Source organism: Pseudomonas sp. 18173, assembly GCF_050432945.1.
In the GTDB taxonomy this organism is placed as follows: Bacteria; Pseudomonadota; Gammaproteobacteria; order Pseudomonadales; family Pseudomonadaceae; genus Aquipseudomonas.
On the sequence record NZ_JBKFTN010000011.1, the window covers coordinates 151343 to 174960 of the forward strand.

Sequence of the window (23618 nt, forward strand, 5' to 3'; positions counted from 1 at the left end):
GGTTTTTTTGTGGGCAACCGTTCAGGCAGAGGCCTTGCCTTGTCGATGGTCGACAAAAAACGCCTTGCCCTTGCCGATCCGGTCGGATGCCTTGGGCAGGTTCGCGGCCTGGGTGTCCTGCGTATCGACGTACCAGTAGCAATGGCTGACAGCGCGGGTGATACCCACGTACGCCAGCCGCAGGATCTCGTCCTTCTGGGCATTGTCGTAGGGTTCGCTGTCGCCGGCCTTGCCCAGGCCCGCCATCCGGTAGACCTGATTCTTGTACGGTGAACTGGTCAAGTGCTGGCAGTCGCCGAGCAAAAACACTGCATCGGCCTGGAGGCCCTTGGCGCTGTGATACGTCAGCTGCTTGAGCCTGCGCGCCTCATACGGCAAGCTCGAATCAACATTAACTACAGACTGAATATGCTCTTCTATCAATGACTTATCGCTACCTTTTCGATAAAGCATCAAGATCGAATCACCCTTTCGGTAATGCTCCATCAAGCGTTGGGCCATGCCTTGGTCATCACGATCGAGCACGTTCACCGGCAACAATGCCTTGGGTTCACCGCTGGCCTTGGCTTTCTTGCCGGCAATCGCCGGTGCCGCGCGCACGATGTGCTCGGCGGCATCGATGATGTGCTGGTGGCTGCGGTAGTTGTCGCTGAGCATGACCTTGGTGGTGCTCGGCGACGGGAATTCCTTGTTGAACTCCATGAAGTAAGTCGGCGAACTGCCGCGCCAGCCATAGATGGACTGCCAGTCATCGCCCACACAGAGCAGCGAGGAACGCTGGGCAGCGCGCCCGACGTGCATGGCCGGTCCGCGGCTACGGATCTCTGCCAGGCTGGCCCTGATCCAGGAGACGATCTGCGGCGAGACATCCTGAAATTCGTCGATCATCAGGTGCGACAACGGTCGCAGCAGCTCATCGCCGAGCAGTTTGAGATTCTCCGGCGAATGCTCGCTGAACAGGGCAAACATGCGGTTGTAGGTCATGATCGGCGGCTTCTGATCGAGCAGATGGTCTTCCAGCGCGCGCCAGTAAAGGCTCAGGGCCTCGAAGAAGAACCGGTCGGGATCGTCCTTGGCGAAGCTCATCCGGGCCACGGCGTCCAGCACATCCAGCCCGAGGTTCTCGATGAACCCGGCGGCGGCGACAAAACAATCGAGCAGCGGCGCAGAGGCGAGTTCACCCTTGACCTTGTAGTCGAAGCCCGGCCCGGCGCTGGCATCGCCGGCGAGCGAAGCCAAAACACGTTTTGATGACTCGTAACTATCTAGCCATATCAATGGCTTACGACAGAAAGCTTGAAACAGAGTGCGCTTTACTGCCCACTCTGCGCGCACCGACAACTTGGCGTTTGGCCGCGTGACCTGCGGGTTTTCCCGAGGATCGAACCCCAGCACCACCCACGCATCCAGCGTCGGGATGTAGCCGTGGCAATGGAATTTCGAACCGTTGATGTCGAACGACTGGCGAGTCGGCTCGATGCCCTTGATCGGCCAGGCTCCGGCGCGAAACCACAGGTCTTCAATCGCGTCGCACAGTTCTTCATCGCGCTTGGCCGCCAGTTCGGTAACGCCCACGCGTTTCTGCACATCCGGGTGATCGCGCTCCAGTTCCCTGAGCTGCAAGGCATGCCGGGACAAGGGCTTGATCAGCTCGCGAAAACGCTCATCGTCACTGTGCAAACGGTGGTAGCAGGCGTTCAGCTGCTGGCGTTGAGCATCGTTGATGCGCAGATCGAACGGATTGCTGTCGATCTCCTCGTCCCCCTGTGCAGCTCGCAGGCTGAGGTTCTCGAACGCCTGTAAACGCTCGAACCCCGGAAGACTGCGCACCATTGGCAGGATCCGCGAGTGAAAGGTGCGCACCAGATCCCGCGCCTCCTTGAAACCGATCGCGCGCCCCCAGAGCGCAAACAGTTCGATCAGTTTGTTGATGAAGTCCTTGCGCGACTCGCGGGTAAAGGTCACCACTGTCATCGAACCCAATTCGAAGCCCAGGTAGTGGCTCAGCAGCAGGATACGCAGCACCAGCGTGGTCGATTTGCCTGCACCGGCGCCCGCGATCACCGAGGTGGACGGCGTGTCGCTGAAGATCATTTTCCACTGGGCGGTGCTGGGTTGGGCATGGGCTGGCAACAACCGCGCAACATCCGCCTTCATGCGTTTCTTCAGCTCGGCGCTCAACGGCAGGCGCCAATCGTCGAACAGCAGGTCGTCGACATTCGGTGGCCGGTGTTCAGTGGAGCGCGAGTCGCGGATCAGCAGGACCTGTCGTCCCTCCTCCAGCCCTTCGAGCTTGCCTTCCTTGTAGCCGTAATCGACCCCGGCGCTGTGACCGCTGCGAAAACCGTCGGCCTGACCATGCAACCACGACGCGCGATGCTGTGCGTGCAGGCGGGTCAGGCTGTAACCGAAAAATCGGGCGAGCAATCGCTTGATCAGCGGCATCTCGGCCAGGGGGCGAAGTTCGGGCGGAAGATCGGGGGTGTGTTGCGGCACGCGGATTGACTCCAGGGTGTGAGGCTGTTGAGCGCTATGGTGTCTGCATTTGCCGTCGAGTTCTAGTGAATTGCTTATGACTCATTGGCTTATGCGATAAAGCGAAGGTTGGGTGAGAACCTTTCGAGGTCATTTCATATCAAACCATTCGATGGGAATGCTGCATTTTTTACGCTTTTTATCGATTGTTGCCTGTTGGATGATGGCCGTCATCACTCACCGGTCTCGCTTCGTGGCTCAGGCACCTTGCCCCATGACGAACCTTTTCTGGAGACGATCATGCTTGAACTCAGACCTTTCAACTCGCTCGGCGGCGCTCACCACGGCTGGTTGGATGCTCACCACCATTTTTCGTTCGCCGAATACTACGACCCCAAGCGCATGAACTGGGGCAACCTGCGGGTCTGGAATGACGACGTGATCGCGCCCGGCACCGGTTTCCCGCAGCACCCGCACCGCGACATGGAAATCATCACCTATGTCCGCGAAGGCGCAATCACCCACCAGGACAACCTGGGCAACAAGGGCCGCACCGAAGCGGGTGACGTCCAGGTCATGAGCGCCGGCACCGGGATCGCCCACAGCGAGTACAACCTGGAAGCGACGCCGACCCGGATTTTCCAGATCTGGATTATCCCGAACGAGTCCGGCCTGGCACCGTCCTGGGGCGCCAAGCCGTTCCCGAAAGGCAACCGTGAAGGTTTTGTCACCCTGGCCAGCGGCAAGGAAGGCGACGATCAGAGCCTGCGCATCCGTGCCGACGCCCGGCTGGTAGCGGCCAACCTGAAGGCCGGCGAGTCCGCCGAGTACCCTTTGGACAACGGGCGTCGTGCGTACCTGGTACCGGCCACGGGGGTCATTGAGGTCAATGGCTTGCGTGCACAAGCTCGAGACGGTGTAGCCGTCGCCGATGAACAGGTGCTGCGGGTGACTGCCATCGAGGACAGCGAGATCGTTCTGGTGGATTTGGCTTGACCCGCTGAACGCGATCCAAAAAAAGGGGCGACCGTGATGGTCGCCCCTTTTTACCGCCTCACTGTGGCGAGGGGGCTTGCCCCCGTTGGGTTGCGAAGCGACCCTGAAACCAGCAAACGCGGTTTTCCTGAAGCACCGTATCGTCTGGATTTACGACTGCTTCGCAGTCGAACGGGGGCAAGCCCCCTCGCCACAGAACCCCTCACCACAGGGGGCGTTGACACCCGGTCATTTCGCGGAAATGGCACCATCGACCAGCGTTTGCGCCTCTGCCACCAGTTGCTTGAGGTGGTCGTCGCTGACAAAGCTTTCGGCGTAGATCTTGTAGATGTCTTCGGTACCCGACGGACGCGCCGCGAACCAGCCGTTTTCGGTCATGACCTTGAGGCCGCCAATGGCCTGGTCATTGCCCGGTGCATGGCTGAGGATGCTCTGGATCGGTTCGCCGGCCAGTCGGGTCGAGGTGACCTGTTGCGGCGACAGCTTGCCGAGCAGCGCTTTTTGCTCCGGGTTGGCCTTGGCGTCGACCCGTACCGAGAACGGCTCGCCCAGCTCATCGGTCAAGGCACGATACGCCTGGCTCGGGTCGCGACCGGTCCGGGCAGTCATCTCGGCTGCCAGCAGGGCCGGGATCAAACCGTCCTTGTCGGTGCACCAGACGCCACCGTCCTTGCGCAGGAACGAGGCACCGGCGCTTTCTTCGCCGCCAAAACCCAGGGAACCATCGAACAGACCATCGGCAAACCATTTGAAGCCAACCGGCACTTCGTACAGACGGCGACCCAGGCGCTTGGCCACGCGATCGATCAGGCCGCTGCTGACCACGGTTTTACCCACGGCAGCATCGGCGCGCCACTGCGGACGGTTCTGGAACAGATAGTCGATGGCAACGGCGAGGTAGTTGTTCGGCGCCAGCAACCCACCGGATGGCGTGACGATGCCATGGCGGTCGTGGTCCGGGTCGCAGGCAAACGCCACGTCGAAGCGTTCCTTGAGGCCGATCAGGCCTTGCATGGCGTGGCTGGACGATGGGTCCATGCGGATCTGGCCGTCCCAGTCGACGGTCATGAAGCGAAAGGTCGAATCGACCTCTTTGTTCACCACATCCAGGTCCAGGCGGTAATGCTCGGCAATCGCCGACCAGTAGCGCACCCCTGCTCCACCCAACGGATCGACACCCAGGCGCAGCTTGGCATCGCGGATGATGTCGAAGTCGATCACGTTGACCAGATCGGCGACGTAGGTGTTGAGGTAATCATGGCGATGGGTCGTGCTGGCCTTCAGTGCCTGCTCGTAGCTGATGCGTTTGACGCCAGCGAGCTTGTTGGCCAGCAGTTCGTTGGCCTTGGCTTCGATCCACTTGGTGATGTGGGTATCGGCCGGGCCGCCGTTGGTCGGGTTGTACTTGTAGCCACCGCTTTGCGGCGGGTTGTGGGACGGCGTGATGACAATGCCATCCGCCAGGCCAGTGGTACGGCCGCGGTTGTAGCAGAGAATCGCATGGGAAACGGCAGGTGTCGGCGTGTACTCGTCGCCAGCGGCGATCATCACGGTCACGCCGTTGGCCGCCAGTACTTCGAGGGCGCTGGCGCCGGCCGGCGTGGACAGCGCGTGGGTGTCGATACCGACAAACAGCGGGCCATCGATGCCTTGGGCTTCGCGATACAGGCAGATTGCCTGGCTGATCGCCAGCACGTGCCATTCATTGAAACTCAAATCGAACGAGCTGCCGCGGTGCCCGGACGTGCCGAAGGCAACGCGCTGGGTGGAAATCGCGGCATCCGGCTGACCGGTGTAATAGGCCGTTACCAGTCGCGGGATGTCGACCAACAATTCTGCCGGTGCCGGTTTACCCGCAAAAGGACTGAGTGTCATGCAAAACCTCTGGAATCGAGTGGTTCAGGAATTGGCTCGCAGTTTACTGGCAGTTTGACCGCAACGCGATGGGATCTATCCAACAGAGTGCAGGACGTTATTTTTTGTCTTGCTCACTCGACTGATTCCAGGCGCAGCGCATCCCCCAGCACGCCCAGTGCGACAGCCAGGTTGTGATCGCCGCCGAACGTATGGCTCAAGCGCAAATGCTGCCCGTGCAGGCCGTGGAGGCTGAACAGTTCGCCCGGTGCGATCACCACCTGATGCGCCAGCAGGCGCTGGAACACCCGACGCACATTGACCCGACGCAACGGGCGCAGCCAGATCGTTGCACCGCCTTGCGGCTCGACGAAATGCAAGGCATCGGCCAATCGCTCCTGCAACATCAGGGTCATTTGACTCTTGCGCTCCTTGAGTATCCGTCGCAGCACCAGCAAGTGCTGATCGATGCGACCACTGCTGTACAAACGGGCGATGGCCTTCTGACGAATCGGCGAGAGACGAAAGGAACGCAGCAGGAAGTGCCGTTGCAGCTCAACGCTCAAATGCCTTGAAAGCAGGTAACCGTAGGGCGCTTCCGCACCGATGGTCTTCTCGAACGTGGAAAACACCATCAACCGCTCAGGGTCCAGCCAGTCGCGAAAGCGTGCGCCGCCCAGGTCGAATCCGAGTTCGCCATAACAGTCGTTTTCCAGCACCCAACTGTCATGCGCGGCCAAAAGCCGGGCAATGACCTGTCGGTTTTCGTCCGGTGCCAGGCTGCCACGGGGCATGTTCAGTGCCGATGACAGCATCACCAATCGCACAGGTTCGGTCGCCAGCAGCATTTTCAGCCGCTGCGGATCGAGGCAGCCATCGGCTTGCACGGGCAGTTCGATCACCCGCACGCTGGCGGCCTGGAACAAACGCAGGATCGTCCAGTCACACGGCGATTCGACCACTACAGTCGCATCTTTCAAGCCCAGCACCGCGATCAGGATTTCCAGTACACCGCGAAGGTCGGCGCCGATGTAGACATCATCGGCGTGCCAGTAACGCATGGGCGACGTGGTGTAGCGCGCTGCCAGGGCGGTGCGCAATTCCAGCTCGCCGCAAGGTTGCGAGGGCGACTGCGGCTGTCGGGGATACTGGCGCAGCAACTCTCGCTCCAGCAGCAGCAAGGGGCTGTCCAGCGGCTGCAACAATGCCGGTTCATCGGCGCTCAGCACCAGCATCCCCGGGCGCCTGGCGTTGACGTAGACCGCTTCGAGCAGGTCGCTGCCGCTGTCCTGCAGGTTGATTGAAGACACCGGCAACGCGTAGTAACCGGACTTGGCCACCGAATAGACGCGCCCTTCTTTCTCCAGCAGCGAATACGCATACTGAATGGTCGAGATCGACACATTGAGGCGCTCCGCCAGGTGCCGCAGCGACGGCAGGCGGATGGGTGTATCCCCTTCTGACTCGTTGATCAGGCTGGCAAGGTATCGATAGACCGCCTGATAGGCGAAATCCGTTTCTCGTGGACTTTTCATGGTTCAAGGCCGACCGCACTGGCTGAAAATCCGCCCACGCTCAGTGACCCGCAGACCATTCATCCTCCAACGTGATATCAGCGTCAGGATCGCCCACTGCGTTGTGCAATCCGGCCCTGCTGCCGAGTGCTTCATGCGCCCCGCCATCGCTTGCGGGCGCCCCTTCCATTCGATAAAGCTGGCCGATCAGGCTGACAGGCAATCCGCTGACATCAATCATCCATTGAATGATCTGTTCGGCGACCGGATGCCCCTGCATGGCCCGGTGCAGCTCGGGCATGGCCACCAGCATCCCCGGGTGGCACTGGCGCAGGAAGCACTCAAGCCCCGCACCTTTCCCGGTAAAAGGCGCAAACAGCAGACACACCAGCTGGGCTTCGCTCAGGCCCAGGTTCTTTTGCGCCTCGGCCGCCGCCCGAGCGCGCCGTTCGCTTACTGTCGCCGGATTGCCGAACACCTCGATGGCCTGTTCGCACAGCCGTTCGGGCAAGCGCTTGCGGCGCATCATCACCAAGGCATGTTGCAGGTATTGCGCAACACCGGACTCGTAGCTGCGCCCCTGCATGAAGCACGCTTGCAACCCCCGCACGTGCGCCGAAATCGACGGGCTGACGAATTCGTTGTCGCTGATCTGCGCGAACATTTCATCAGGCTGGAAGCCGAGAAACTCAGTGAGCAATGGCCAGCGCTCTTCCAGGTTACTGACCAGCAGGTCGTGAATATCGATGCAGGCGGCACGACGACAGGTCTCAAAGCGCTCTTGCGGACGCCATCGGGCCTGGCCGTAATTGGCGTAGAACGCCTGATAACAGTCGCTGCCCAGTTCATCGAGCAATGCAAACAACCCCGCATAGCCGGCCTCCCCCGCATTTGACGGCGCCAGCCCTGCCTTGGTGGCGGCGCGCTTCAAACCGTCGATGAACTGCTTCTGCTGACGCGGCGTGTCACTGATGAGCAATGCGTCGACCCCCCCATCCCAGCGGGCGATTTGTCCGTAGAACTCTCCCGTGGCCAGATAGCCGTCATCCCACAGCTCGAAACCGCCGCGCCATTCCCGGCGATGGCCGATCAGCAGCAGGTTCAGGCGGCTGGACTCGCGACCGGCGTCGGAGATCGCTGCAAGATGGTTGAATGGCAAGACCTCGCGATCATCGACCATCAACACCTCGACCCGCGGATCGTCATGGACAAACAACGCGCTGTTGGTCCGGTGCATGCTTTCCAGGGCTGCGCAGCTTGTCCCGTTCAACCGCAACGAAGCGATGCGCAACTGAAAGGTCGCCGGCGCCCTTGTGGCAATGGTCAACTGCGCAGCACGCAACAGTGCCAGGGTGTAGCAGTTGTCACGAGCCCCGGACTGGATCGCCAACACCTTGTAGTTGCCAATATGCTCCATGCCCCCCGCCGCTACCGCCAGGCGCTGAATCAACAATTGCAACGCGGTGCGTTCGGCACGCGAGAAATAACCCAGCAATCGCTGCAGCACTTGTTGATAGACATAGTTCATCGCTTGGTCATGGATGCTGGTCATCTTTATTTACCTGATACTCGTAAGTTCAATATCGCGCAGACAGCAAATCCCGTTGGGCGGTCTGTGCGAATGGAGTCATGGACTTTATTGCCAAATGCTAGCACTTGAATTTGCCGACAATCATTTGAACTGATTGCAGCGCGCCCTGGGTTTGACGACGCAGGCAAGGCTGTAGCGCCCGGCTGGCAGGGGGTTTCTCGATTGTTGTTGTGGTCCTAGGAAACGTCCGACAAAGTCCCACAGACACTTAACACAAGAAATAAAGAAGAAAGTTGTCGTTGTCTGTTTGGCAACTACACAACAGCGAACTAATTTGCAGATTTGCACCAACGGCACACGTTGAAAAGTTACAGCCTGAGACCCAGCCATGACTCATTCCTTGAGATGAAAGTAATCATTCAATTATCAGGGCTTAGTGGCTGATTAGAAGCTACAGATTACGAGCAAAAACCAGTTCAGTTGCTGGACCGGGCTGCGGATCGACGGGGTTTTGGGGGTACAAACGAAAGAGTCCGTGTTGGGCACGGACTCTTGGGTGGACTTTCTGCAGGGCGCTACGCAGGCTCGACCTGCAGCGCAACCCTTTCGCGACATGGGCATTCGTCCATGTAGCGGTGTGCTTCGACAAACTCGGCAAACGGGAAGACCCGAGTCTTGAGCGGCAGCAGAACGCGGTCGGCGGTCAGCTGATTGATGTCGCGCAAGGCACGTTGCAGTGCGACCTGGTCCTGGGTGATGCCCAGTTCCGGCTTGCCCGTGAAGTTGCCGATGCAGTGTACGAAGAACTGAATGTTCTTCTGGAACGCTGCGCAAGCCGGGAAAGGCGTCTGGTTGCCACCTTGCAGGCCGTACAGCACCAGGCTGCCGCGTGGCGCCAGCACATCGCCAAGCAACGACATCTGCGGGCCGCCCAAACCATCGAACACCACATCCACGCCGCGGTTATCGGTGATTTTGTTGATCCGCATCAGCAGATCTTCTTCCTCGGTGACGATGACTTTCTCGGCACCCAGCGACAGCAGGTATTCACGCTCCTGCGCGCTCTTGGTCGCAGCGATCACTCGAACACCCAAGGCCTTGCCCAGTTGTACGAACGAGGGTCCGGCGCAATGGCTGGCATCGGTCACCAGGGCAAACTGCCCGGGTTTGACCCGTGCCAGGTCGGTATAGCCGAAATAGGCAACCAGCAACGGCGTGTAGTGCACGCTGGCTTCGATCGGGCTGAGCACATCCGGGTAGCGGGTCACCGACGAACGCGGCAGTACAATCAGTTCGCCGTAGACCGGATAATCGTTCGGGCTCTGGGCCGGAAAACTGGCGACCTTGTCACCAACGGCCAGGTCATCCACCCCATCACCGACTGCGGTAACGATGCCAGCCATTTCCTGACCAAGGCCTGAAGGCAGTCGGGCATGGGACGAGGCCAGGTTCTGGCGCCACAGAGTGTCATACCAACTGATGCCGATCGCTTCGACGCGCACCTGCACTTCGCCCGGTGCAGGCAGAGCCGCCGCATGCTCTTCGCATTTGAGCACCTCGGCTGGACCAAACTTGTGAAAACGGATCGTGCGGGACATCGCAAACCTCGCCAAATGAACCTCTAATGCCTTGAACTCTAGCTGGGCTTTCAACCCAACACTATCAGTGGCTATTAATAGTCGACATGCCTGTCATTGATTCCACAGCATCGTCAAATACCGCAGGAAACTGGCCTCCTTGGCAGGAAATCGGAATTACCCGGTGCAGAGTACCAGCCTTTCCCCGTAATATTCCCGCTGGCCATTGTTCTCATATGGCCGCTCACGTCAAGTTTGCTGACTCTGCCAGGACTCCAGATGAATCGTAATGACCTGCGTCGTGTCGACCTGAACCTGTTGATCGTTTTCGAAACATTGATGCACGAACGCAGCGTGACCCGTGCTGCGGAAAAACTGTTCCTCGGCCAGCCAGCGATCAGTGCGGCGCTCTCGCGCCTGCGCGGGTTGTTCGATGATCCTTTGTTCGTGCGTACCGGCCGCAGCATGGAGCCGTCCGCCCGGGCGATCGAGATCTTCGCCCTGCTGTCGCCGGCTCTGGACTCGATTTCCACGGCCGTCAGCCGTGCCGCCGAGTTCGATCCTGCCACAAGTACCGCGGTGTTCCGCATCGGCCTGTCGGACGATGTCGAGTTCGCCTTGCTGCCCATGCTGCTCAAGCGCCTGCGTGCAGAATCGCCGGGGATCGTGCTGGTGGTGCGCCGGGTCAACTACATCCTGATGCCGGGGTTGCTGGCATCCGGAGAGATCTCCATCGGCGTCAGCTACACCACCGACCTGCCGGCCAACGCCAAGCGCAAGGTCCTGCGCCGCAGCAAACCGAAGCTGTTGCGCGCCGACACTGTGCCGGGGGCGTTGAGCCTGGATGACTACTGCGCTCGCCCCCATGCACTGGTGTCGTTTGCTGGCGACCTCAGCGGCTTCATCGATGAAGAACTGGAAAAGCTCGGGCGCAAACGTCATGTAGTGCTCGCGGTACCGCAATTCAACGGGCTGAGCACCCTGCTCTCCGGCACCGACATTGTGGCTACGGTGCCGGATTACACGGCTGATGCGCTGACTGCCGCGGGTGGCGTGCGTGCGGAAGATCCGCCGTTGCCGGTGCGCAGCTTCGAACTGCACATGGCCTGGCGCGGATCGCAGGACAATGATCCGGGGGAGCGCTGGCTGCGTTCGCGGATTCAGATGTTCTTCGGGGATCCTGACAGCCTTCAATAGTGCATCACTGTCTGGTAATACAAGGACCAGGCCCTGCCTGTGCGACGCTTGTACGCGTCACGGGCAACTGCCGGCGATGAAGCGACAGATGCGACTACGCCATAAATGATCGAAATATGTCGAAACACCTATAAAGTTACGGCCGCTTGGCCGATAATAGTGATGGCATATCGCAACTATGTTAGGGAAAACGATGGCAATGGTCTTTTGTCGTGCTTGCGCCAAGGAAATCCATGAAACAGCACCTGTGTGCCCCCAATGCGGAGCACGGCAACAGGTTGCGTCACTGGAAGCAACAGATGCCGGTTCGCCGTGGCTCGCCATCCTGTCGTTGATCTTCGGAATCATCTGCGTGTTATGCCTGTTCGATGATTCCGAATGGGATAGAGACACCCTTTTCGGACTGGGCACCCTGTCAATCGCCGGTCTCATTTGCGGCATCATCAGTATCAACCAACGAAGAAACGGAAATAACCTTGCGATTGCCGGCGTTGTCTTGTCGGGTATTGCGGCGCTGGTGTTCGCTGGGCTGTCGATCAATTAATTTTAGGGAAAAAATATGAGCATGGTTTTCTGTCGCGGTTGCGCCAAGGAAATTCACAACACTGCGGTGGCATGCCCACAATGCGGTGCACCTCAAGGGGTTCAGCAGTCATACGCCACCTCGGGTTCGCCAGCCCCGGCGACGGGCAATCCATACATTGAAGCGCTGAAGAAATATGCCGTATTCACGGGCCGTGCGAGCCGCAGGGAATACTGGATGTTCATTCTCATCAGCTTCCTGATTGCACTTGCCATCGGCTTTGTCGAAGGTCTGCTCGGCATGAAAGGCTACGCGTCGAACCTGTACAGCCTGGCGATGCTTGTCCCGAACATTTCCGTGGCCATTCGCCGGATGCATGACACTGACCGCAGTGGCTGGTGGATCTGGCTGCCGATCGTGAACATCATCTTCCTGGTCCAGGACAGTCAGCGCGGTGACAACCGCTTTGGCCCGAACCCTAAAGGCATTGCCTGAGTTCAGTCCTGCTGGATGATCACGGAGACGGCCAAAATGGCCGTCTCTTTGTTTGAGCCGCCGGTTCAGGTTTCGCAGGCTGCGGCTCCGGCCCTGGGTCATCGAGCGGAGGATCCGATGGCTTCTTCGCGAGCAGGCTCGCTCCCACAGTTGACTTGTGTGCGCCCTGTGGGAGCGAGCCTGCTCGCGAAGGCCGCCACTCGGTCTCAAGCCGGACCGTTGCAAATATGGAAACACACAATTTCCATCAACCGGGTTGATTGCCCCCTGACGCAAGGCGCAGTCTAGAGGGCTGGCTTGGGTCTCATATCATTCCGAATGATAGTTACCTTTGCCCCATTCGATTCGTGAGATACAAACCCGCCGCGCATCATTCGCCAATCTCAACACATTGGCGGATGCATCCATGGAACAGTCACTCAAACATTTGCGCTTCCCGTTGGCTTTATTGGCCGTAGTGGTGCTCAGCGCTTGCGGCAAGGCCCCGGAAACTGCTGCCAGCATGCCCGCAGCCAAGGTCAGCGTGGCCAAGGTGCTGGAGCAACCGGTCAACGAATGGGACGAGTTCACCGGTCGTCTCGAAGCGCCGGAAACCGTGCAGATTCGTCCTCGGGTCTCCGGCCAGATCGATGAAGTGGCCTTCACTGAAGGTGCCCTGGTCAAGAAAGGCGACCTGCTGTTCCAGATCGACCCGCGTCCGTTCCAGGCTGAGGTCCGCCGCCTCGAAGCACTGGTTGCTCAATCGCGTGCCAATGCCACCCGCAGCGAAAACGAAGCCCAGCGTGGTGAGCGCCTGCGCACCAGCAACGCCATTTCCGCCGAGCTGGCCGATTCGCGCACCAGCGCCGCCCAGGAAGCCCGCGCCGCCGTCGGCGCCCTGCAAGCGCAGCTTGACCTGGCTAAATTGAACCTGAGCTTCACCCGCGTCACGGCACCGATCAGCGGCCGCGTCAGCCGCGCGGAAATCACCGCCGGCAACCTGGTGACCGCTGACACCACTGCGCTGACCAGCGTGGTTTCCACCGACAAGGTGTACGCCTACTTCGACGCGGACGAACGTGTGTTCCTCAAGTACACGGAGCTCGCACGCCAGGGCAAGCGCGGCGCCACCACCCCGGTCTACATGGGCCTGTCCAACGAGGACGGCAACCCGCACCAGGGCGTGATGAACTTCGTCGACAACCAGGTCAACCCGAAAACCGGCACCATCCGTGGTCGCGCGGTGTTCGACAACAGCGATGGCAGCTACACCCCGGGCCTTTATGCACGCCTGAAACTGGTGGGCAGCGGCACCTACAGCGCCATGCTGATCAACGATGAAGCAGTCGGCACCGACCTGGGCAAGAAGTTCGTGATCGTGATGGATGGCGACAACAAGACTGCCTACCGTGCGGTGGAACTGGGTCCGAAGATCGAAGGCCTGCGCATCGTGCGCAACGGCCTGAACAAGGACGACACCATTATCGTCAAGGGTCTGCAACGGGTACGTCCTGGCTCACCGGTCACCCCTGAAGTGATTCCGATGGCCAGCGAGCAAACCCTGGCGGCACTCGCACAACAACGCCAAGCGCTGGAAGCCAGCAACCTGCCCCAAGTCGCGCCTGTCAGGGTTGCACCGGGTACGGCTGTGAAACTGGCTGCCACGACCCCACGCGGTTAAGGGATTTCCAAGATGAATTTTTCCCAATTCTTCATTTCGCGACCGATCTTCGCAGCGGTGCTGTCGCTGCTGATCCTGATCGCCGGTGCGATCTCGCTGTTCCAGTTGCCGATCAGCGAATACCCGGAAGTCGTGCCGCCCACCGTGGTGGTACGCGCCAACTTCCCGGGTGCCAACCCCAAAGTCATCGGTGAAACCGTGGCCGCTCCGCTGGAGCAAGCCATCACCGGCGTCGAGAACATGCTGTACATGTCCTCGCAATCCACCGCTGACGGCAAGATCACCCTGACCATCACCTTTGCCCTGGGTACTGACCTGGACAATGCGCAGGTGCAGGTGCAGAACCGCGTGACCCGCACCGAGCCGAAACTTCCCGAGGAAGTGACGCGCATCGGTATCACCGTGGACAAGGCGTCGCCCGACCTGACGATGGTGGTGCACTTGACCTCGCCGGACAAACGCTACGACATGCTGTACCTGTCCAACTACGCGATCCTCAACATCAAGGATGAGCTGGCGCGCCTGGGCGGTGTCGGTGACGTGCAACTGTTCGGCATGGGCGACTACTCGCTGCGAGTCTGGCTCGACCCGAACAAAACCGCTTCGCGCAACCTGACCGCCACTGACGTTGTAACGGCCATTCGTGAACAGAACCGCCAGGTGGCTGCCGGTGCATTGGGTGCTCCCCCTGCCCCGAATGCCCAAAGCTTCCAGCTGTCGGTCAACACCCAGGGCCGTCTGGTCAGCGAGGAAGAGTTCGAGAACATCATCATTCGCTCCGGCGAAAACGGTGAAATCACTCGCCTCAAGGACATCGCACGCGTCGAACTGGGCTCCAGCCAGTACGCCCTGCGTTCGCTGCTGAACAATCAGCCGGCGGTGGCGATCCCGATCTTCCAGCGTCCTGGCTCCAACGCCATCGAAATCTCCAATGAAGTGCGGGCCAAAATGGCCGAACTGAAGAAGAGCTTCCCCGAAGGCATGGACTTCAGCATCGTCTATGACCCGACGATCTTCGTGCGCGGCTCCATCGAGGCAGTGGTCCACACCCTCTTCGAAGCGCTGATCCTCGTGGTGCTGGTGGTGATCCTGTTCCTGCAAACCTGGCGCGCCTCGATCATTCCGTTGGTGGCTGTGCCGGTCTCGCTGATCGGTACCTTTGCCGTGATGCACCTGTTTGGATTCTCGCTCAACGCCTTGTCGCTGTTCGGCCTGGTCTTGGCGATCGGTATCGTGGTGGACGACGCCATCGTGGTGGTGGAGAACGTCGAGCGCAACATCGAGCTCGGACTGACCCCGGTGGAAGCCACCAAACGGGCCATGCGTGAAGTGACCGGTCCCATCATTGCCACGGCGCTGGTGCTGTGTGCAGTGTTTGTTCCGGCGGCGTTCATCTCCGGCCTGACCGGCCAGTTCTACAAGCAGTTCGCCCTGACCATTGCGATTTCCACGGTGATCTCGGCCTTCAACTCCTTGACCCTGTCGCCGGCGCTGGCCGCGGTATTGCTCAAGGGCCACGACGCACCGAAAGACCGCTTCTCCAAGGTACTGGACAAGATTTTTGGTGGCTGGCTGTTCCGTCCGTTCAACCGTTTCTTTGAAAAGGCCAGCCAGGGTTATGTCGGCACCGTTGCCCGAGTGATCCGCTCGAGCGGCATCGCCCTGCTGCTGTACGCCGGCCTGATGGTCCTGACCTTCTTCGGTTTTTCCAGCACCCCGACCGGTTTCGTACCCGGCCAGGACAAGCAATACCTGGTGGCCTTCGCGCAATTGCCGGATGCCTCGAGCCTGGACCGTACCGAAGACGTGATCAAGCGCATGTCCGAGCTGGCGCTGAAACAGCCTGGCGTGGAAAGTGCGGTGGCCTTCCCTGGCCTGTCGATCAACGGGTTCACCAACAGCCCGAACGCCGGCATCGTGTTCGTGACCCTCAAGCCGTTCGACGAACGCAAAGACCCGAGCATGTCCGCAGGGGCCATTGCCGGTGCCTTGAACGGCCAGTACGCGAACATCCAGGAAGCCTACATGGCGATCTTCCCGCCACCACCGGTACAAGGCCTGGGCACCATCGGCGGTTTCCGCCTGCAGATCGAAGACCGGGGCAACCTGGGCTACGAAGAGCTGTACAAGGAAACCATGAACATCATTGCCAAGAGCCACAGCGTTCCGGAACTGGCCGGCCTGTTCACCAGCTACACGGTGAACGTGCCCCAGGTCGATGCGGCTATCGACCGGGAAAAAGCCAAGACCCACGGCGTTGCCGTCAGCGACATCTTCGACACCCTGCAGATCTACCTGGGCTCGCTGTATGCCAACGACTTCAACCGCTTCGGTCGCACCTATCAGGTCAACGTCCAGGCCGAACAGCAGTTCCGCCTCGAATCCGACCAGATCGGCCAGCTGAAAGTGCGTAACAACAAGGGCGAGATGATCCCGCTGGCGACCTTCATCAAGGTCAGCGACACCTCGGGTCCGGATCGCGTGATGCATTACAACGGCTTCATCACCGCTGAAATCAACGGTGCCGCGGCCCCTGGCTACAGCTCCGGCCAGGCCGAAAAAGCCATCGAGAAACTGCTCAAGGACGAACTGCCCAACGGCATGACCTACGAGTGGACCGACCTGACCTACCAGCAGATCCTGTCCGGCAACACCGCGCTGTTCGTGTTCCCGCTCTGCGTGCTGCTGGCGTTCCTGGTACTGGCGGCTCAATACGAAAGCTGGAGCCTGCCACTGGCGGTGATCCTGATCGTACCGATGACCCTGCTGTCGGCCATCACCGGTGTGATTGCCTCGGGCGGTGACAACAACATCTTCACCCAGATCGGCCTGATCGTACTGGTGGGCCTGGCGTGCAAGAACGCGATCCTGATCGTCGAGTTCGCCAAGGATAAACAGCTCGAAGGCCTCAACCCGCTGGCAGCGGTCCTGGAAGCGTGCCGCCTGCGTCTGCGGCCGATCCTGATGACCTCCTTCGCGTTCATCATGGGTGTCGTGCCTTTGGTGTTCTCCAGCGGTGCCGGTGCCGAAATGCGTCATGCCATGGGTGTGGCGGTGTTCTCCGGGATGCTCGGGGTGACCTTCTTCGGCCTGTTGCTGACGCCAGTGTTCTACGTATTGATTCGTAACTTTGTCGAGCGCGGCCAGACACGCAAAGCTGCCAAGGCCAACCTGAAGCTGGAGTCGCACTGATGAGTTTGAAAGCGTTCCTGCCGAGCCTGCTGGCACTGGCCTTGAGTGCCTGTGCCGTGGGCCCCGACTACAAGACTCCAACCACCGAGGCGGCCAACATCACGGCCGCCACCGATGGCGCCGCCGGCCAGAAGAACTTTGACCGTTCGCATTTCGAAGGCATCTGGTGGCAACAGTTCGAAGACCCGACCCTCAACCAGCTGGTGACGCAATCACTGCAAGGCAACCGCGATCTGCGCGTCGCCTTCGCCCGCTGGAAAGCCGCGCGGGCGATCCGCGATGACGTCAGCAATGACGCCATGCCGACCATCACCAGCCGCGCCAGCAGCGACCTGGGCAAAGGCCAGATCCCGGGCCAGACCACCCAGCGGGTCAACAGCGAACGTTATGACCTGGGCCTGGACATGGCGTGGGAGATTGATCTGTTCGGTCGCATCCAGCGCAACCTGGAATCGGCCAACGCCGAGCAACAGGCATTCGAGGCCGACCTGTACCAGCTGCAAGTCACCATGATTGCCGAACTGGTGGATTCCTACGGTCAACTGCGCGGCGCGCAGCTGCGGGAGAAAATCGCCCTGGCCAACCTGGAAAACCAGCGCGAGTCACGCAAGATCACGGTCAGCCTGCGCGATGCCGGCGTCGGCGACCAGCTCGATGTGGAGCGTGCCGATGCGCGACTGGCGTCGGTTGAAGCCAGCGTGCCGCAACTGCAGGCCGAACAGGTGCGGCAGAAAAACCGTATCGCCACCCTGCTGGGTGAACGTCCGGACAAGCTGACCGTGGACTTGAGCCCCAAGGACCTGCCGGCGATTGCCAAGGCCTTGCCGATCGGTGATCCGGGCGAACTGCTGCAACGCCGTCCGGACATCCTCAGTGCCGAACGCCAACTGGCTTCGGCCACCGCGCGTATCGGCGTGGCCAAGGCGGACCTGTTTCCGCGCGTCAGCCTCAGCGGCTTCCTTGGCTGGACCGCCGGTCGTGGTTCGCAGATCGGCTCTTCGGCGGCCAACGCCTGGGCGCTGGGCCCGAGCATTACCTGGGCGGCGTTTGACCTGGGTAGCGTAAAAGCCCGCATACATGGCGCCGACGCCGATGCCGAGGGCGCCCTGGCGACCTACGAGCAGCACGTGTTGCTGGCCCTGGAAGAATCGGAAAACGCCTTCAGCGACTACGGCAAACGCCAACAGCGCCTGATCTCGCTGATTCGTCAGAGCGAGTCCAGCCGCTCGGCTGCCGACCTGGCTGAAATCCGCTACCGCGAAGGCACCGCCGATTTCCTCGTGCTGCTCGATGCCCAGCGTGAACGCCTGGCGGCCGAAGACACCCAGGCCCTGGCCGAAGTGGACCTGTATCGCGGCATCGTCGCGATCTACAAGGCCCTCGGAGGCGGCTGGCAGCCGGAGACGGTCGCAAGCCGGTAAACCTTTTTCAACGAGCTCCTTTGGTTGGCCGCAACCAACCAATTTCCTTGCCCTGCGTCTCATTCGGTCGCAGGGCTTTTTTTTGCCTTTTTTCAGGCAACGCATCCCCCTTGTAGGAGCGAGCATGCTCGCGATGGACTCAAGAGCGCCGCGTATAGTCAGTTAACACGCGACATCGTTAACGACCATCGCGAGCATGCTCGCTCCTACAAGGGATCAGGGGTGTTCCTGGACGGTCACCGTCGCGGTGGTCCCGGCGCGCAATTTGTCCTTGCCGGCATAGTCGGCATCGATCTCGATCCGCACCGGCACCCGCTGCGCCAGTTTGACCCAGGTGTAGCTGGGGTTGATGTTGGCCAGCAGGCGACCGCCCGGCAGGTTTTCCCGGTCGGCGATGGCGAAGGCAATGCTCTGCACTTTGCCGCCGAAGGTTTCGCCGCTCATCAACTCGATCTTCACCCGGTCACCCTCCCCGATCCGCGGCAGCTTGGTTTCCTCAAAGTAACCACTGACGTAGAACGAATCGCTGTCCACCAGCGCCAGCAACGGGCCGCCGGCCGAAGCGTAGTCGCCTTCCCGGGTCAGCAGATTGGTGACGTAGCCGGTCACCGGCGAGACCACATGGGTACGCTGCAAGTCGAGCTCGGACTGGGTCAACGCGGCGATGGCCAGCTGCACGTTGGCCTGGGCCAGTACCAGGTTGGCCTGGTTGCGCAGCAAGTCAGCCTGGGCGACCGATACATCGGTGCTGGCCTTTTCCCACTCTTCGCCGGAAATTGCCGAACGATCCTTGAGCGTGCGCCGTCGTTGCTCCTCGCTCTGACGTTGCTTGAGCAAGGCTTCGCTGGCGGTAATGTTCGCCTGGGCCTGGCCGAGCGAGGCTTTCGACACCTCAACGGCACGTTTGGCATGCTCCACCGCCAGTGTGTAACGCGCCGGATCGATCTCCAGCAGCGCCTGGCCTTTGTTCACATGCTGGTTGTCTTGCACGGCGAGGCTGACGATTCGCCCGGAAACGTCAGCGGACAAGGTCACCACATCGGCACGCACCCGGGCATCCCGGGTCCAGGGCGCGCGAGTGTAATGCTCCCAGGCGAACCAGCCGAGGATCAGCGCCAGCAACACCACCGCCACTGTCGAGAGTCGGGAAAGGATGTTCTTCAAGGCTTCACGCTCCCATCACCAGTATCAATGTGGCGCAGACGCAGACGTACAACGCGCCTTCGAACAACGCCTCATGCCAGACGAACTGCAGCACACCGAGGCGCCGCAACGTCCAGTCGAGCAACAGGAAAATCGGCAAGCCCAGCAGCAGCGCCTGAGCAATCGGGGGCAGATAGGCGCCACCCACTTCCAGATCAATGGGCAAGGACAGGGTCTCCTTCAAGGCCAACGGGTTGAAAGTAGCTGCGATAACGCTCGACGAACGACACCACGATCAGCAGCGCGACGCGCATGCGGAACACCGACCACAAGCGCTCATGAACATCGGTATGCAGGGCATCCAGTTCGTCGCCCAGGGTGCGCAGGCTATCGAGCACCTGCGCCACTTCGACCCCGGGCCGGCCGGCCACCAGCCTTCCCGTGTCCCGGACGGTCGAAAACAGCCGACTTTGCAGATCCGCACTCAACAGTGCGTTGTTCTGCCCCTGTTGCCGCAGCTGATTCAAGGCAATACCCAGTGCCATGCAGCCCAGGCTGACTTGAAACCGTTCACGCGATTGTGGCTCCCGGGTCGCCGGCAGCAACCCCAGCATCATCGTCAGGCGATCAACCATTCGACTCTCGAAAGCAAACTGCTGTTCATCGGTCGCCGAAGTTTTCAGCAAGGCGTATACCTGCTCGCAGTTCTCTTTATGCAGCCGGCGCATGCGCAAGTCCGGCATGAACGGAAAGACCAGCGCATACACACTCAACGCGAGCACGGTCGCGCAGGTATAAGCCCCGGCAAATTCGAACCACTGGGTCGCGGTGTTTTGACCGATCCCCACGTTCAACGGGCCGAGCAACAGGAAAGTCGTGAGCCCCAGGCCAATGCCGGTACCGGTGGTGGGTGGGCTGGCCAGCCCCACCGCAACGGCGTAAAGCAACGGCACCAGCAGCAAGGCAAGCATCTCGAAATTGCTGATCATCGGCACAAACATGAACTGCAGGAGCGCCGAGGCCACCAGCGCCAGGCCGAATCCCCGCGCATAGCTTTGAACCGCGAGCAGCGGCCGGGGAAACGTCGACATCAGCGAGCACAGGATACCCAGCAGCACCATGCCGGCTCGCGCACCGTCCCAGCCGGTTTCGATCCAGATCAGGCCGGCGATCAGCAGCGCGGAAAAGGCCCGGATGGCGTTCATGGTCGCCAGGGTCCAATCCAGGTGCAGCGGGTTTTCGCGCCCGCGAAACATGCTGCTGGCGGGGCGCCCGCTCTGGATCGCATCGCTCAACTCGAGAATCTGCTCAAGCTGCTGCAGCAGGCGCGCCTGCTCCCAGCGCAGCGACCAGGCCAGCGAGCGCAAGGTGGCCGGCAGCGGCTCAGTCAACTGCTCAGCCCTGTAGGCCAGCTCATCAAAGCGTTGTTGCAGCGACGTGAAGTGATAGCGCTGCTCACTGGACAGCGATCGCCCCTCACGCGCCAGCTCATCGAGAAAGGCCAGTTCTTCGGCGCGCAGCCGTTGAATTTCTTCAGGCAACTCGCCCTCCCAGCGCTCGGTCAACAGTAGCCGCTGGTGGCGCAGGGCGGTCAGCCGTGCGGTCAACAACACCAACTGGTTGCCCAACAGTTGCACCAGGCCGTTGGCACTGCGCAGGCGCGGGGCATCGTAATACATGTGCCGGCGCACGCCCTCCAGGCCGCTGATCTGGCCCAGCAGCTGCATTTGCCGCTGCTGAAAGTCGGCTTCGCTCTCTTCGGTGCGGATGACGGCACTGGCATGGGTGGCCAGCAACCGGGTGATCTGATCGATCCTGGCGAAGTAATCCCGGGCCACGGTTTCCGGCCTGGCGGTAAGCAGGCTGACCACGCACACGCAGGCAACCGCCAGCAAGGTTTCGGTGAGGCGGGTCACCGCCAGCAAAAAGGTACCGTCCTGATCGGGAATCGCCAGCAAGGCGATGACCACGGCGGTGTAGCCACTGAGCACGAATGCCCCGGAACTGGTGTAGCGCAACAACGTGCCACCGGCAGTGCACAGCGCCAGCCACAGGGCCAGGGTGGTGATGAACGGCAACGGCGCCTGGGGAAAAATCGCCATGATTGCCACCGCGACGACCGCCCCCATGGTGGTCCCGATGACTTGGCCAAAACTGCGCGCCAGTACCATGCCGCCCAGTGGCTGGCTGATGATGACCACAGCCATGATCGACCACTTGGGCTGCTCCAGATCGAACAAAAACGCCAGGTACAGGGTCAACAGACCGGCCGCGATGGTTCGCAGGGCAAACAGCAACACCCCGGGGCCGGGGTTGAGTATGGCCTTGAAGTACTGCAACAACGCTTGCATGGGAACACTCGTCGAGACACCTCCAGCAAGCGTAGTCACTGCGGCGGGGCCTCGACAGGTTTTGCTGGCGACAGCGCTTGCAGGCCCAATGAATGGTCAGTGAATGTCGTCAGGGTTTGACTCAAGGCCCGGCCTGACCGAAGCTGGCGCTTTTGCAAAAACTCGCCAGCTTCCGGATTCCTGCATGCCCAAGTCCCGCCGCTATCTGTTTATCAGCCTCTTCGCCCTGCTTGTCATCGGCCTTGCGTGGTTTTCCCTGCGCGATACCACCCCGGTGGTTCCCGAAGCCATCCAGCATGGCTACAGCGAAGCGCTGGCGGCTGCCCGGGCCGGTCAACCCGGTGCCGCGCGGGTGCTCTATCAGCAGTTGGGCCGGCCGGACCTGTCCCCCAAGCGCCGTGTCTGGTTGCATGCCGAGCTGCCCAATTATCCAAGCTCGGTGGCCCTGAAACTGGCGGATGCCGACTTGCAGAACGAGTCGCCAGAGGTGCGGATCGCCGCGATCAGGAGCATCAGCGGCCTGGTACCGAACGGCCAGCGCAGTTTATTGCTCGGGCCTTTGCTCGATGACAGCGAACAAAGCGTGCGCCTGGCTGCCATCAACGCGTTGCTGGGGTTGTCCCCGGATGACCTCGGTTTGTATTTCGGGCCCCTGGAGCAAGCCATCGATGCGTGGGAGCAAGTGCTCAAGAGCGAGCCGCAAAGCGCCGAAAACCAATACCAGCTCGCCCGGCTGCACCTGCACAACGCCGAGCTCCAGCAAGCGCAACAGGCACTGGACAACACCCTGCGCCTGGCGCCGGACAACCTGCCGGCGCTGGTGCTGCAAATCGAAGTGCTGGATAAACAGGGCCAGACCGACGCCGCCCGGCAACTGCTGGCCCGACAACTCCAGGCGCAACCCGATTCGGCCTACCTGCAACATGCCCTGGGGCTCTGGTTGCTGCATCACGACCAAAGCGAGTTCGCCCTCCTCGGCCTGTCCAAGGCCGTTGAGCTCGAGCCGAACAACCGCGATTACCGCTACGACCTGGCCACCACGTTGCACGGTGAGCAGGAGCTGGAAGCGGCACAGAAACAGCTGCAGGAAATCGTTCAGCGCCATCCGAACGACCGCAAGGCCCGGGTGCTGCTGATCAATTACTGGAAGGAAAGCGGGCAGCTGCAAAACGTGCAGATCCTGCTGGCCCAACTGGAACAGATGAACCCCGATGATCCGGCGTTGCAACAGGGGCTTTGAGTCCGGCCGGACTTTCGTTGAGCCATCGTACCGGGCATGCGGATGATCGGCGCCTGACTGCTCAGGAAAGCATGTCCTGCATCAGCTCCTGCAACTTGTCCAGATCGAATGGCTTGTCCAGGATCGGCGCCTTGCGCGTGATCGGGCTGTCGGTCTCGCGGATTTCCTGGGCATAGCCGCTGATGAAAATCACCTTGAGTTCCGGTCGCAGCTTCACGGCGGGCTCGGCGATCTGCACGCCGGAGATTCCACCGGGCAGGCGGAAGTCGGTGATCATCATGTCCAGGTGCGGTTTGCTCGCCAGGATCTCGAAAGCCTGTTCGCCGTCTACGGCCTGCAATACGCGGTAACCCTCACCCGACAGATAAGCGGACAGCACCATCAGAATCGAGGGATCGTCCTCGACGACGAGTACTACATCTTGTGCATCTTCGCTCATGGGAAGCCTT

The 23618-nt window shown here is 60.7% G+C and carries 17 protein-coding genes; 8 read left to right on the top strand and 9 right to left on the bottom strand.

The annotated features are described in order from the left end of the window. Positions 1–21 precede the first annotated feature (21 nt). Entirely contained in the window at positions 22–2496 is a 2475-nt protein-coding gene (locus tag ACLD1X_RS14615; RefSeq protein ID WP_429368721.1) for a UvrD-helicase domain-containing protein, read from the bottom strand. Between the two features lie 279 nt (positions 2497–2775). Between ACLD1X_RS14615 and ACLD1X_RS14620 the strand changes: the two genes are divergently transcribed. After that, a complete protein-coding gene (locus ACLD1X_RS14620) occupies positions 2776–3471 on the top strand; it encodes a pirin family protein (protein WP_429368723.1) in 696 nt (231 codons plus the stop codon). A gap of 228 nt (positions 3472–3699) precedes the next feature. Here the strand turns inward: ACLD1X_RS14620 and pgm are convergent, their stop codons facing one another. The 4 genes from pgm to ACLD1X_RS14640 all read right to left on the bottom strand — a co-directional run bounded on the left by pgm (position 3700) and on the right by ACLD1X_RS14640 (position 9968). Further along, positions 3700–5346 (bottom strand): phosphoglucomutase (alpha-D-glucose-1,6-bisphosphate-dependent), encoded by a 1647-nt coding sequence (gene pgm / locus ACLD1X_RS14625; protein ID WP_429368725.1) that lies wholly within the window; start codon positions 5344–5346, stop codon positions 3700–3702. A gap of 113 nt (positions 5347–5459) precedes the next feature. Beyond that, positions 5460–6860 carry a PLP-dependent aminotransferase family protein gene (locus tag ACLD1X_RS14630; RefSeq protein ID WP_429368727.1) on the bottom strand — a complete coding sequence of 467 codons (1401 nt, stop codon included), beginning with the start codon at positions 6858–6860 and terminating at the stop codon, positions 5460–5462. Between the two features lie 40 nt (positions 6861–6900). Continuing rightward, positions 6901–8391: a hypothetical protein gene (locus ACLD1X_RS14635; protein WP_429368729.1), complete on the bottom strand. Its 1491-nt coding sequence runs from the start codon at positions 8389–8391 to the stop codon at positions 6901–6903. Between the two features lie 554 nt (positions 8392–8945). After that, positions 8946–9968, bottom strand: a complete 1023-nt coding sequence (locus tag ACLD1X_RS14640) for a zinc-dependent alcohol dehydrogenase family protein (RefSeq protein ID WP_429368731.1) — start codon at positions 9966–9968, stop codon at positions 8946–8948. A 258-nt stretch (positions 9969–10226) separates the two neighbouring features. Between ACLD1X_RS14640 and ACLD1X_RS14645 the strand changes: the two genes are divergently transcribed. The 6 genes from ACLD1X_RS14645 to ACLD1X_RS14670 all read left to right on the top strand — a co-directional run bounded on the left by ACLD1X_RS14645 (position 10227) and on the right by ACLD1X_RS14670 (position 18435). Next, positions 10227–11144 (top strand): LysR family transcriptional regulator, encoded by a 918-nt coding sequence (locus ACLD1X_RS14645; protein ID WP_429368733.1) that lies wholly within the window; start codon positions 10227–10229, stop codon positions 11142–11144. A gap of 193 nt (positions 11145–11337) precedes the next feature. Next, positions 11338–11688, top strand: coding sequence for a DUF4190 domain-containing protein (locus tag ACLD1X_RS14650; protein WP_429368735.1), 351 nt, complete (start codon positions 11338–11340; stop codon positions 11686–11688). A gap of 15 nt (positions 11689–11703) precedes the next feature. Further along, positions 11704–12162, top strand: a complete 459-nt coding sequence (locus tag ACLD1X_RS14655) for a DUF805 domain-containing protein (protein WP_429368737.1) — start codon at positions 11704–11706, stop codon at positions 12160–12162. A 406-nt stretch (positions 12163–12568) separates the two neighbouring features. Continuing rightward, complete coding sequence (gene mexE, locus ACLD1X_RS14660; protein WP_429368739.1) at positions 12569–13822, top strand: multidrug efflux RND transporter periplasmic adaptor subunit MexE; 1254 nt, start codon at positions 12569–12571, stop codon at positions 13820–13822. A gap of 12 nt (positions 13823–13834) precedes the next feature. Next, complete coding sequence (locus ACLD1X_RS14665; RefSeq protein WP_429368741.1) at positions 13835–17014, top strand: efflux RND transporter permease subunit; 3180 nt, start codon at positions 13835–13837, stop codon at positions 17012–17014. Further along, the gene (locus ACLD1X_RS14670; RefSeq protein WP_429368743.1) at positions 17014–18435 is read left to right on the top strand and encodes an efflux transporter outer membrane subunit; all 1422 of its coding nucleotides are present in this window, start codon (positions 17014–17016) and stop codon (positions 18433–18435) included. Before ACLD1X_RS14665 ends, ACLD1X_RS14670 begins: the two co-directional genes overlap by 1 nt. A gap of 216 nt (positions 18436–18651) precedes the next feature. Here the strand turns inward: ACLD1X_RS14670 and ACLD1X_RS14675 are convergent, their stop codons facing one another. Genes ACLD1X_RS14675 through ACLD1X_RS14685 form a run of 3 tightly spaced genes read right to left on the bottom strand, consistent with a single transcriptional unit; the run spans position 18652 to position 21929 of the window. Continuing rightward, entirely contained in the window at positions 18652–19599 is a 948-nt protein-coding gene (locus ACLD1X_RS14675) for an HlyD family secretion protein (protein ID WP_429368745.1), read from the bottom strand. Positions 19600–19603: 4 nt separating this feature from the next. Further along, positions 19604–19804: a DUF1656 domain-containing protein gene (locus ACLD1X_RS14680; protein ID WP_008001544.1), complete on the bottom strand. Its 201-nt coding sequence runs from the start codon at positions 19802–19804 to the stop codon at positions 19604–19606. Next, positions 19794–21929, bottom strand: a complete 2136-nt coding sequence (locus ACLD1X_RS14685) for an FUSC family protein (protein WP_429368748.1) — start codon at positions 21927–21929, stop codon at positions 19794–19796. Before ACLD1X_RS14685 ends, ACLD1X_RS14680 begins: the two co-directional genes overlap by 11 nt. A 184-nt stretch (positions 21930–22113) precedes the next feature. On the opposite strand from ACLD1X_RS14685, the gene ACLD1X_RS14690 reads away from it, so the two are divergent. Further along, entirely contained in the window at positions 22114–23169 is a 1056-nt protein-coding gene (locus ACLD1X_RS14690) for a tetratricopeptide repeat protein (RefSeq protein ID WP_429368750.1), read from the top strand. A 61-nt stretch (positions 23170–23230) separates the two neighbouring features. Here ACLD1X_RS14690 and ACLD1X_RS14695 read toward each other — a convergent pair whose 3' ends face one another. Beyond that, positions 23231–23608 (bottom strand): response regulator, encoded by a 378-nt coding sequence (locus ACLD1X_RS14695; RefSeq protein ID WP_429368752.1) that lies wholly within the window; start codon positions 23606–23608, stop codon positions 23231–23233. Positions 23609–23618: the final 10 nt, after the last annotated feature.

Excerpts from the sequence above, each read along its gene's own strand:
- ACLD1X_RS14620 (WP_429368723.1), top strand. The coding sequence starts at position 2,776 with ATGCTTGAACTCAGACCTTTCAACTCGCTCGGCGGCGCTCACCACGGC.
- pgm (WP_429368725.1), bottom strand. The coding sequence starts at position 5,346 with ATGACACTCAGTCCTTTTGCGGGTAAACCGGCACCGGCAGAATTGTTG.
- ACLD1X_RS14630 (WP_429368727.1), bottom strand. The coding sequence starts at position 6,860 with ATGAAAAGTCCACGAGAAACGGATTTCGCCTATCAGGCGGTCTATCGA.
- ACLD1X_RS14635 (WP_429368729.1), bottom strand. The coding sequence starts at position 8,391 with ATGACCAGCATCCATGACCAAGCGATGAACTATGTCTATCAACAAGTG.
- ACLD1X_RS14640 (WP_429368731.1), bottom strand. The coding sequence starts at position 9,968 with ATGTCCCGCACGATCCGTTTTCACAAGTTTGGTCCAGCCGAGGTGCTC.
- ACLD1X_RS14645 (WP_429368733.1), top strand. The coding sequence starts at position 10,227 with ATGAATCGTAATGACCTGCGTCGTGTCGACCTGAACCTGTTGATCGTT.
- ACLD1X_RS14650 (WP_429368735.1), top strand. The coding sequence starts at position 11,338 with ATGGCAATGGTCTTTTGTCGTGCTTGCGCCAAGGAAATCCATGAAACA.
- ACLD1X_RS14655 (WP_429368737.1), top strand. The coding sequence starts at position 11,704 with ATGAGCATGGTTTTCTGTCGCGGTTGCGCCAAGGAAATTCACAACACT.
- mexE (WP_429368739.1), top strand. The coding sequence starts at position 12,569 with ATGGAACAGTCACTCAAACATTTGCGCTTCCCGTTGGCTTTATTGGCC.
- ACLD1X_RS14665 (WP_429368741.1), top strand. The coding sequence starts at position 13,835 with ATGAATTTTTCCCAATTCTTCATTTCGCGACCGATCTTCGCAGCGGTG.
- ACLD1X_RS14670 (WP_429368743.1), top strand. The coding sequence starts at position 17,014 with ATGAGTTTGAAAGCGTTCCTGCCGAGCCTGCTGGCACTGGCCTTGAGT.
- ACLD1X_RS14685 (WP_429368748.1), bottom strand. The coding sequence starts at position 21,929 with ATGCAAGCGTTGTTGCAGTACTTCAAGGCCATACTCAACCCCGGCCCC.
- ACLD1X_RS14690 (WP_429368750.1), top strand. The coding sequence starts at position 22,114 with ATGCCCAAGTCCCGCCGCTATCTGTTTATCAGCCTCTTCGCCCTGCTT.
- ACLD1X_RS14695 (WP_429368752.1), bottom strand. The coding sequence starts at position 23,608 with ATGAGCGAAGATGCACAAGATGTAGTACTCGTCGTCGAGGACGATCCC.